A 10,790-nucleotide genomic window follows, 5' to 3' on the forward strand; every position below is an offset into this window, starting at 1 on the left:
AGAACGAGAATGAACACAGCAACGAAGCTGGTCAGCCTTGCTGCACTGGCGACCTCCATCGCGGTGGCCACCGCGGGGTGCGGGGCATCTCCCGAAGCTCCAGTGGCCACGACCGCTCCGCCGAACAGTGTCGAACTGCGGATGACGGTGTGGACCTCGAACGAGGACCAGCTCGCCCTGTTCGACACCATCGCCGAGGAGTACAAGGCGGATCATCCCGAGATCAAGTCGATCACGTTCGAGAGCCTGCCGTTCCCCGACTACAACACGACCCTCACGACGCAGATCGCCGGCGGCAACTCGCCCGACCTCGCGTGGATGGGCGACCTGTCGAGAGACCTCATCGCCTCGGACGCGCTCGTGCCGCTGACCGATCGCCTCACCGAGACCAAGGGCTGGGACTACGACGACCTCCTCGGCAGCGTGACCTCGGAGTTCACGGCCGACGACGAGCTCTACGCCTACCCGTTCTCGAACTCGCCGTTCGCGCTCTACGTGAACGAGAGCCTCCTCGCAGCGGCCGGACAGTCACTCGACACGTCCGACCTCACGTGGGACCAGGTGTCTGCGGTCGGCTCGGCCGTCAATGCGGCCACGGGCAAGGGCGGCTTCGTCATCCGCGATTTCAACTACTCCTCGTGGAACACGCTCGCGACCGTTTGGACCGGCTGGGGCGCTTCCGCGTGGAACAAGGACGGCACGAAATGCACGTTCGACAGCGACGAGATGGTCGACGCGTTCCAGTTCCTGCACGACGCGATCTACGTCGACGCGTCGATGCCAGGCCCCGGCACGACCGCCGACTTCTTCGCCGGTGACTCGGCGTTCACGATCGCGCAGGTCTCGCGCGCAGCGCTCCTCGACGGCTCGTTCGAGTACGACGTCTACCCGCTCCCCGACGGCCCCGAGGGTGAGTACTCGGTGCTCGGCCAAGCGGGCGTCGGCGTGCTCGAGTCGAGCGCGCACGTTCAGGAGGCGACCGACTTCCTCGCGTTCCTCACCAACCCCGAGAACGCAGCGAAGCTCGCGCAGTTCTTCCCGCCGCCCCGCAAGTCGCTGCTGACCGGTGAGAAGCTCGCCGAGAACAACACGAAGCTCACGGCCGACCAGCTGGAGGCGGTCGTCATCGACCAGCTTCCCGACGCCGTGACGCTGCCGAACCACACGAGCCCGGCCGAGATCAGCCAGAAGGCGAAGACGGCGCTCGACGCGATGTGGACACCCGACGCCGACGTGAAGGCCGTGCTGTCCTCCGTCTGCACCGCGATCGATCCTCTGCTCGCGACCTGACGATGACGACGACGCACTCGACGACCCGGGGGGCATCCACCGATGCCCCTCGGGGTGCGGCGACGGATGTCGCGCCGCCGTCGTATCCGAAGCGCCGCCCCGGCCGCTTCTGGACGATGGCTCGGCGAGACGCCCTCACCGGCTACCTCTTCATCACGCCGCAGCTCGTGGGCGTGCTCGTCTTCGTGCTCATTCCGGTGGGCCTCGCGATCTACTACAGCCTGAACGACTGGAACATCTTCACCGGTGAGCTCAGCTTCGTCGGCGGCGAGAACTACGCGGCGCTCCTCGACGACCCGCAACTGCCGACTGTGCTGGGCGCCACGGCGATCTTCTCGGGTGGCGTGGTCATGCTGAACATCGCGCTCGGCCTCGCGCTCGCCGTGATGCTCAACCGCCGGTTCCGCGGCGTGACGCTGTTCCGCACGATGTTCTTCTCCCCGGTCGTCGTGTCGGTCGTGGCCTGGACGCTCGTCTGGGGGTTCCTCCTGCAGGACAACGGCGGCATCAACGGGCTCCTCGCCCAGTTCGGAGTGGTCGGCCCCAACTGGCTGCAGGAGGGGCCGACCGCGATGACGGCCGTCGTCATCACCCAAGTGATCCGCAGCGTCGGGATCAACATGGTGCTCTTCCTGTCTGCGCTGCAGGGCGTGCCGGGCGAGCTCTACGAGGCCGCCCGCATCGATGGTGCGCGCAACAGCACGATGTTCACGCGCATCACCCTGCCGCTCATCTCGCCGACGCTGCTGCTCACCGCGATCATCACGATCGTGGGCGCGCTGCAGGCCTTCGCCCAGATCGCCGTGCTGACCGAGGGCGGCCCGGGCCTCTCGACCACGGTGCTCGTCTACTACGTGTTCCAGCAGGCGTTCGAGTTCAACCACATCGGGTATGGCTCGACCCTCGCGCTCATGCTCCTGACCTTCGTGATGCTGCTGACCGTGCTGCAGTGGCAGCTCCGCAGAAAGTGGGTCTTCTATGAAGACTGACACGGCTCCTCCGACCATCGACGTCGTTCGTCAGCCGAGTGGCTCGGCTGAGCTCCCGGCCGGCGCCGGCGTGACGCCGCGTCGCGTTCCCCGCTCGGGCGCCGCGATCGCCCGGCGCATCATCCTCTATGTCGCCCTCGTGGTGCTCGCGGTGCCGTTCGTGGTGCCGACGATCTGGATGATCGCCTCGTCGTTCAAGCCGCTCAGCGAGATCTTCGCCTCGCCGCCGACGATCTTCACCGATTCGCCGACGTGGGCGGCCTATGGCGAGGCGTTCGCCTTCCAGCCGTTCGCGCAGCAGTACTTCAACAGCGTCTACATCGCCGTGCTCGTCACCGCGATCACGATGCTCGTCTCGAGCCTCGCGGGTTACGCGTTCGCGCGCATCCGTTTCCCAGGCCAGAACCTGCTGTTCCTCGTCGTGCTCATCGGGCTGCTCGTGCCGGGGGAGGTGACGATCGTGCCGCTCTTCCAGATGTTCAAGCAGGTCGGCCTCATCAACACGCACTGGCCGCTCATCCTCGTCACCGCGCTCGCGGCGCCGTGCGTGCTCGCCACGTTCGTCATGCGGCAGTTCTTCATCGCGCTGCCGGGTGAGCTCGAGGAGGCCGCCCGCCTCGACGGCCTCGGTCGCGTGGGCATCTGGTGGCGCATCTGCCTGCCGCTGGCGAAGCCGGCACTCTCGGCGGTGGCGATCCTCACCTTCCTCGCGTCGTGGAACCTCTACCTCGAGCCCACCGTGTACATCACCTCGCCCGAGCTCTTCACCCTGCCGCAGGCGCTCACCCGCTACACCGACGCCTATGGCGGCGAGATGTGGAACACCCAGCTCGCCGCAGCGACGATGACGGTCGTGCCGGTGCTCGTGGTCTTCCTCATCGCGCAGAAGCAGTTCGTCGAGGGCCTCGCGCACTCGGGCCTCAAGGGGTGAGCGGATGCCTCAAATGGCCCGGGGAATGGGCGCGAAGCGGGGCACGAGGCGCCCGTCGCGTTCGACGTTCTCGGCGAACATCGCCGCGGGCCTGACCCAGCACGAGTGGTCGCCGTAGAGCTGGCGGTAGACGACGAACTCCTCTTCGGTCTCGCTGTTCCTGGCCACGAGGAGCACCTCGTATCGTGCGCCCTTGAAGTGCTCATAGACGCCGGGTTCGATGGGTGCAGTTGCGGCCGCTTCGGTCATCGCCCCATGCTACGGATGCCGCGTCGTGGAACTGCCTTCGGGCTGCACTGGCAGCGACGACGGTGGCGCTCCTCGCCGCGTGCAGCGCCACAACCTCGGTCTACCCGACAACGACGGTTCGGTCCGAGCTCTGCCGCGCCTGCTCCCCAGTATTCCCAAGCGTCGAGCTCGGGGACTTCCCAACCCGCCCGAGGGTCCCCTTCCGTGGCCGCAGCCCAGGTTCTCCGGCTGGGTCGAGGAGGGCATGCTGGGACTAAACGATCCCGTTATGCGGCAGCCGAACCGAGTGCGTGGGTGATTCGATGGTGACCGGCGGTCAGGAGTTGGGGCGATTCGCCGGGGAGTTCGAGGGCGCCGACTGATCCGTGCGGAATGACGACGTCGATATCAACGGTGGATCCCGCACGACGCCATGCGATCCCAGCGCGTCCGTATGGCGTGTCATGCACGGCTGCTGCGTGGCTGAGCCCGCTTTCGAGCCCGGGCCGGTAGCGGATGCGTTTCCATCCGGGCTCGAGCGATTCGAGGCCGGCGATCGTTCGGTGCATCCAGTCGGCCACTGCGCCGAAGGCGAAGTGGTTGAACGACGTCATGTCGCCAGCGTTGACCTCCCCGTGGGGGAGCATGCTGTCCCAGCGCTCCCAGATGGTGGTGGCCCCCATGGTCACGGGGTAGAGCCACGAGGGTACGGTGCGCTGATTGATGAGCGCGTGCGCGAGATTCGCATGTCCGGTGATGGTCAGGGCGTCGAGGAGGACCGGGGTGCCGAGGAAACCGGTGGTGAGATGCACATCTGATTCGCGCACGAGGCGGGCGAGATTGCGGCCAGCCGTTTCCAGCTCGTCGGACTCGAATAGCCCGAAGACGATCGCAAGGGCGTAGGCAGCCTGCGAGTCCGAGGTGAGTGTCCCGGGGGCGGTGCGGTATCGATCCCGGAATCCATCGCGCGCGAGCGCAGCTCGCGCGCTGAGATCCGCGTGGTCATGGGTGTATGTCTCACGTGTCATCTTGGCCAGCGTGGCCGAGGTGTGCGCGTAATAGGCCGTGGCGACGAGGTTGGGGTCGGTGAGGCCGTTGGCGGGGTCGTCGGGGGGTGCGCTGGGATCGAGCCAGTCCCCGAGCTGGTAGCTGGAGTCCCAGACGTGGTCGGGTCCGGCGAGGCGGTGCTCGAGGTCTGCCCAGGCCTTTGCGGTGGGGTACTGGCGTTCCAGAAGTGCCCTGTCGTCGAACTCCCGGTGCAGCGCCCAAGGGACGAGGGCGGCGGCATCGCCCCACCCAGCGCCGGGGCGCGGCGGTGTCCACTGCTCTCCGCCGGGGATCCCTGGGACGAACCATGGGACTGTGCCGTCGGGCAGTTGCTCGGCTGTCACGTCTTTCAGCCATGAGCTCAGAAGTCCGGCACAGTCGTAAAGGTATCCGGCCGTGGGGGTGAACACCTGGATGTCGCCGGTCCAGCCGAGCCGCTCGTCACGCTGTGGGCAATCAGTGGGGAGGTCGACGAAGTTGCCGCGCATGCTCCATACGACGTTCTCGTGCAGGCGATTCAGGTCGGGGTCGGAGCACTCGAACCAGCCCGTGCGCCGCATGTCCGTATGCAGCACGCGCGCAACGACGTTCTCTGAGACTCGTTGACCGCTCATGCCCGTGATCTCGACGTAACGGAAGCCGTGAATGGTGAACATCGGCTCCCACGTCTCCGTGCCTTCGCCGCGGCAGATGTAACGATCGACGGAGTGGGCGCCTCGAAGTGGTCTCGTGGAGAGGTTCCCGTTGCTGTCGAGGACTTCCGCATGTCGAATCTGAATCTCGTGGCCGGCTTCGCCGGTCGTCGTGAGTCGGACCCGACCGACGACGTTCTGTCCGAAGTCGATGATCAATCGTCCGCCGGGGTGACTGGTGACGTTGATCGGTGCCACCTCATCGGTGCAGCGGACCGGCGGCCCGTCAGGCGCGACGATGACTGAGGTGTCCATCGTGCGAGCGCTCACGGGTTCCCACCCGCGCGGGTCGAAGGTGGCAGTGGACCAGCCGGTGTGCTCTTCTCGCGCGTCGTAGTGTTCACCCTCGAGGAGGCCGGAGGTGATGATCGGAGCCGGCGCACACGTCCATTCCGCGCCGGTACGGATCGTGGCGTGCGTGCCGTCGGCGTAGTCGACATGCAATTGAGCGAGCAGCGCCGTCTGCGTGCCGTAGAGATCGACGTGTCCGCCGTGGAATCCGAGGCGACCGCGGTACCAGCCGTCACCGAGCCATGCGCCGATGGCGTTCGGGCCGCGGTGGAGGTGGTGGGTGACGTCGTAGGTGTAGTGGCGCAACCGGGAGGGGTAGCTCGTCCAGCCCGGTGCAAGCTCGTCATCTCCGACCCGCAGCCCGTTGATCTCAGCTCGATAGAGACCGTGAGCCGTGATGTACAGGCGCGCCGAACGCACTTCTCCGTCGAGGGTGAAGGTGGTGCGGAGCAGTGCCGGACGCCGCATCGCGTCGGGGTCTTCAGTCCACGACGGGCCGATGGGATGGGCGAGCCAGTCGCTCGCGTCCAACAGTCCGGCTTCCAGGCTGACGAACGGGCTCCAGGCGCTCGGAGCGTCGGTCTCGTCTCCCCAGACGCGAACCCGAACGGTTCCTTGCTGCTGCGATCGCAGGGCAGGGAAGGGCCAACGCACCAGAACCGACTCGCTGCCAACGGCCTCGTGAGTATGCGTGCGCCCGTCCGATCGCAGTTCGATTTCCGCACGGGTCTGCTGCCAGCCTGCTGGTGCGGTTGAGACGACCCAACTGATCCGGGGACGACGTTCACCGATTCCCAGCGGGTTGCGGTGGTGTTCGATCGTGGGGGTGGCGAGGGACACAGTCAAGAGAGCCTCCGGGGCAACGAGGAACGTGTGAGGTGGGTGGTGCGAGGTGGGTGCGGAGGCTAACCCTTGACCGATCCGGCCGTCAGGCCCTTCATGATGCGCTGATTGAGGAAGAGGTAGAGGATCAGCGTGCCGAACACGTTGATGCAGATCCCAGCGAACAGCGGGCCATAGGCCGTCTGGCCGAATTCGCCGGTGAAGCTGAGGAGTCCGACCTGGATGGTGCGAAGGCTCTGATTCGTCGTGAAGGTTAGGGCGATCAGCAGGTCGTTCCAGATGAAGAAGAACTGGACGAGAGCGACGGTGAAGACGGCGTTGCGGACCATGGGGAACCCGATCGACCAGAAGGCTCGGAGCACGCTTGCGCCGTCCAGGGTTGCCGCTTCGAACACCTCCCGCGGGACGGCCCGGAAATAGGTCGCCATCATGAAGACGGCCAGCGGGAGTCCTATCGCCGTGTAGGTGATGATCAGCGGCCACAGGGTGCCGGCCAGTCCGATCTGAAAGTACACGGTGAAGAGGGGGAGCAGGATCATCTGCGCGGGGACCATGATTCCGACCAGGAACAGCAGGAGGATCTGGCTGCGGCCGCGCCACACGAGGACCTCGAGCGCGAAACCTGCCGCCACGCCGAGGATGATGATCAGGGCGAGCGAAGGAAGCGTGGCCAGCAGGCTGTTCCGTACATAGGTGCCGAGGTTCCCGTCGACCCACGCGTCGGTGTAGTTCGCGAAGTTGAGCTGGGAGGGGAGCGCCCAGCTGGGCTTCGTGAGGAACTCGTTCTGGGTCTTGAAGGAGCTGAGCAGCAGCCACACGAGGGGGTAGGTCTCGATGATGAGCAGTACCGCTATGACCGTCCGGAGCGGCAGCTTCCGCAGGAAGCGGGTGATCCGCCGTCCGAGCTGGCCGGATGACGGCGTCGTCGACGGGTTGGGGATCCCGGTGGTGAGGGTGGTGTTCGTGGCGGTGGTGAGAGTCATGGCTCAGCCCAGAGTGTTGTCGCGTCGCGCGGAGCGGAAGATGAAGAGGGTCACGCCCAAGCAGAGGATCGTGAGCACGAGTGCGATCGTGCTGCCGTACCCGTATTCGCCGTAGCTGAACGAGGTTTGGAACATGTAGAGCGTCAGTGGCGTGGTCGAAGTGCCGGGCCCGCCATTGGTGAGCGCGAGGATCGAGTCGAAGACCTTCAAGGTTCCGTTGATCGAGAAGATGACCGCGGAGAGGAGCACTGGAAGGGACAGCGGCAGGACGATGTTGGAGACCAGCCGCCAACCGCGGGCCCCATCCAACCTCGCGGACTCCAGGACTTCCTCAGGGATGTCGACGAGGCCGGCGTAGAGGAGGACGGCGTAGAAGCCCATCGAGCGCCAGATGTCCATGATGACGATGACCAGGAAGGCGGTTCCGGCGCTGCCGAACCAGTCGACGCTGGCTACGCCGAAGAAGTTCAGGAACTCGTTGACGATGCCGTTCTGCGGTGCGACGGCGAAGAGCTGCTGGAACATGAGCGCGACCGCCACCGTCGGAAGCACGACGGGGAAGAAGACGAGGGTGCGCACGATCCCTGATGCGCGACGCAGCGCGAAGACGTAGAGGAGCGAAAGCCCGTAGCCCAGCACGATCTGGCCGACGGTGATGATGACCGCGTACCGGATGGTGAACCAGATGGCGTCGAGGACGCGGGGATCGCTGAAGAGCTGGACGAAGTTGTCGAAGCCGGCGGGCTGGAAGCCGAAGAGGGCGTTGCCCTCGAAGAAGGTCAGACCGAGCGACCAGAGCACCGGGACGAGCATGACGAGGGTGTACACCAGCAGGGCCGGGCCGAGCAGGATGACGATCGCCTTCCGATCGCCGAGGATGTTTTGCATGAGGTGCTTCCTGGATTGAGGGAGGGCGGCGGCGAAGTGCCGCCGCCCCAACGAGCGTGGCTCGCTTACTCCGAGTCGAGATCGGCCTGGACGGCCGCCATGAAGTCCTCGGCGGACATCGCGCCCGTGACCAGCTGCGCCGCGTTCTGCTGGCTGGTCAATGTCGCCTTGGCGCCGAAGAGGGCCTCGAACCAGAGGGTGCTCTCGGTGGTGTCAGCGATGGTGTCCTGAACCAGCTGGGTGAGCGGGGGAAGGTCCCCGACGTCACCGGTCGCCTTGAAACCGGAGACCGTGCCTTGTTCGGCCAAGGATTCGGTCCCGTAGTTCTCGGAGATGCAGGTCAGCCACTTCCCGACTTCGTCGTTGTACCCCTTCGCGGACACTGCGATCGGCAGGCCGACGTTTGCCGGGATCTGGTCTGCACTCCCGACTCCGCCGGAAACCTCGGGAAGCGGGAAGAATCCGATGTTGTCTTCGCCGATCTGGTTCTGCTCGGGGTCGTTGAAGGCACCCAACGTCCAGCTGCCCATGTAGAACATGCCGGCCTGGCCGGTGAGGAACTGCGACACAGCGGTGTCGTAGTCGATCGAGCCGACACCAGCGCCGAAGTAGCCGGCCGCCCCGAGGTCGGCGATGGCCTGAGCTGCCGCGACGTACTCGGGGTCGGTGAGCTTCGCGTCTCCGGCGGCGATGCGCTGAAGCGCGTCCGGACCGAGCTCGCGGTAGAGATAGCCGCTGATCAGACGGGTGATCGGCCATCCCTGCTCGCCGGAGGCGGAGAACGCAGTGACGCCGGCGTCGGTCAGCGTCTGTGCCGCCGCGACCATCTCGTCCCAGGTGGTCGGCACCTCGAGGCCGTTCTCGGCGAAGATCTGCTTGTTGTACCAGACGCCCTCGATGTTGAACTGATAGGGCAGGACGATGAATCCGCCGTACAGGTTCTCGATCGTCGAGAGGGCAGCCGGCTCGATGTCGTCGATGACACCGAGGTCGGTGAGCGTCGCCTCCAGGTCGAGGGTCTGGCCCGCCTCATCGAGCGACTTCGTGACCGCGGGAGAGCCGCTTGCCGCGAACTGGGCCGGCAAGGCACTCTGCCCGCCGAGCAGCTGAAGCTGCTGGTCGAGCCCGGACTGGGGAACCGTTTCGATATCGAGCGGCAGAGCCTTGTTCTCCGCCTCGCACGCACCGGTGCTCAGTGACGTGAGGGCGTCCTGCACGATGGCGTTGTCGTCGTTGATCAGCAGACCGAAATGGCCGCTGCCGCTGTCGGACGAGGTTCCGCAGCCGGCAAGGGTGACGGCTATCGCCGCAGCGGCGACGAATGGCAGCGTCCGCCGAAGGGGACGCAAGTGGATGGTGGGCACATTTCCTCCTTGAAACGCAGGACCGATGTCTTCCTGGCGGGTGACCGCGTTGGTTAAGCGCTTATCTGAAGATAGGTGGTGCTTCGCACCGTGTCAACCCGCCGTTCAGGATCAGGCGTACGCGCCCGCGATCGCGGAGCTGCCTCGCATGACCACGGTCGGTTCCAGCATCACCGTCCGGTGCCGATGTTCATCAGCGGGCGTGGAGAGTTCCTCGAACAGCAGCTCCGTAGCGGCCTGCCCCATCTCGATGCCGGCCAGGCGAACAGTGGTGAGCATCACCGGGCCACTCTGCGCGGAGCGGTTGTCCTCACAGCCGACGATCGCGACATCCTCAGGGACGCGTGCAGTGAGATCGGTATGAAGCCCCGCCGCCAGTCCATTGCCGATGTCATCCGTTACCGCAATGACTCCGTCGGGCACATCTGCGAGCTTCCGTTCCCTGAGCATCGCCGCGGCTGCGAGTCCATGCTCGAACAGCAAGCCGTCCGTGTCGATCTCTTCGAGGGTGACCCCCGAGGTCTCCGCCGCTGCGCGACGTACCCCCTCTCGACGCGCGTGGACCGGCTGGTAGTAGTCCTTGCCGGCCAGGAACGCCAGGCGGCGGCGGCCGTTGTCGATGAGGTGCCGGGCGGCGAGATAGCCGACCATCTCGTTGTCGACGAGTACCGTGCAGCAGTCAGCCCCGTCCTGCTGATAGTTCAGCAGGACGATGGGTCGACCGTGGGATCGCATCCGTTCGATGCCCGCCAGGGAGTCTTCCATGGGAGCCAGCAGCACTCCGGCCACGCGCGCCTCATCGAAGAGACGAAGGTAGTCGTCCTGTCGGTCGATCGTGCACGCGGCATTACCCAGGAGCAGGCGGTGGCCGTTCCCGTCGGCCCCCTGTTGCGCTCCGTGGGCCATGTCCACGAACAGGGAGTTGTCGAGATCCGCGAGGACCATTCCGATCGAGTTCGTGGAACCGGTGGCGAGCATGCGTGCTGCGTCATTGCGCACGAAGCCGAGCGCAGCGACGGACTCTCGCACGCGGGTCGCCGTGTCCTCCGTGACCCGGCCCTTGCCGTTGATCACGTTGGAGACCGTTGCGATGGACACGCCCGCGTGGCGGGCAACGTCCATCATGCTCGGTCCGCCCTTTCCTGCAGTAATGCGCACCATCGCGCCCACCTCCATCCTCGCGATGTTCTGAGGATACCTGCGAAGCGCTTAATCTCGTCATTCGCCGCGGCATCCGGCGCGGC

Annotated in this window: 9 protein-coding genes; 3 read left to right on the forward strand and 6 right to left on the reverse strand. The window is 65.8% G+C overall.

Going from position 1 to position 10,790, the window contains the following annotated elements; genetic code table 11:
- Window positions 1-9: 9 nt before the first annotated feature.
- Genes J7E25_RS10715 through J7E25_RS10725 form a run of 3 tightly spaced genes read left to right on the forward strand, consistent with a single transcriptional unit; the run spans window position 10 to window position 3,210 of the window.
- Complete coding sequence (locus J7E25_RS10715) at window positions 10-1,290, forward strand: ABC transporter substrate-binding protein (RefSeq protein ID WP_214870149.1); 1,281 nt, start codon at window positions 10-12, stop codon at window positions 1,288-1,290.
- Between the two features lie 2 nt (window positions 1,291-1,292).
- Window positions 1,293-2,279 carry a carbohydrate ABC transporter permease gene (locus tag J7E25_RS10720; protein ID WP_251038992.1) on the forward strand — a complete coding sequence of 329 codons (987 nt, stop codon included), beginning with the start codon at window positions 1,293-1,295 and terminating at the stop codon, window positions 2,277-2,279.
- Window positions 2,269-3,210, forward strand: a complete 942-nt coding sequence (locus tag J7E25_RS10725) for a carbohydrate ABC transporter permease (protein WP_214870150.1) — start codon at window positions 2,269-2,271, stop codon at window positions 3,208-3,210. The genes J7E25_RS10720 and J7E25_RS10725 overlap by 11 nt, the downstream gene beginning before the upstream one ends.
- 9 nt (window positions 3,211-3,219) lie before the next feature.
- Here the strand turns inward: J7E25_RS10725 and J7E25_RS10730 are convergent, their stop codons facing one another.
- The 6 genes from J7E25_RS10730 to J7E25_RS10755 form a co-directional block, all read right to left on the reverse strand.
- Window positions 3,220-3,459: a DUF1653 domain-containing protein gene (locus J7E25_RS10730; RefSeq protein WP_214870151.1), complete on the reverse strand. Its 240-nt coding sequence runs from the start codon at window positions 3,457-3,459 to the stop codon at window positions 3,220-3,222.
- A 266-nt stretch (window positions 3,460-3,725) separates the two neighbouring features.
- The gene (locus tag J7E25_RS10735) at window positions 3,726-5,999 is read right to left on the reverse strand and encodes an alpha-L-rhamnosidase (protein WP_251038993.1); all 2,274 of its coding nucleotides are present in this window, start codon (window positions 5,997-5,999) and stop codon (window positions 3,726-3,728) included.
- 374 nt (window positions 6,000-6,373) lie between these two features.
- Entirely contained in the window at window positions 6,374-7,294 is a 921-nt protein-coding gene (locus J7E25_RS10740) for a carbohydrate ABC transporter permease (protein WP_214870153.1), read from the reverse strand.
- 3 nt (window positions 7,295-7,297) lie between these two features.
- Window positions 7,298-8,182, reverse strand: coding sequence for a carbohydrate ABC transporter permease (locus J7E25_RS10745; RefSeq protein ID WP_214870154.1), 885 nt, complete (start codon window positions 8,180-8,182; stop codon window positions 7,298-7,300).
- Window positions 8,183-8,247: 65 nt separating this feature from the next.
- Entirely contained in the window at window positions 8,248-9,546 is a 1,299-nt protein-coding gene (locus tag J7E25_RS10750; protein ID WP_308164508.1) for an extracellular solute-binding protein, read from the reverse strand.
- A 111-nt stretch (window positions 9,547-9,657) separates the two neighbouring features.
- A complete protein-coding gene (locus J7E25_RS10755) occupies window positions 9,658-10,722 on the reverse strand; it encodes a LacI family DNA-binding transcriptional regulator (RefSeq protein WP_214870155.1) in 1,065 nt (354 codons plus the stop codon).
- Between the last annotated feature and the right edge of the window lie 68 nt (window positions 10,723-10,790).

It is taken from the genome of Agromyces sp. ISL-38 (genome assembly GCF_018613935.1).
Taxonomy (GTDB): domain Bacteria; phylum Actinomycetota; class Actinomycetes; order Actinomycetales; family Microbacteriaceae; genus Agromyces.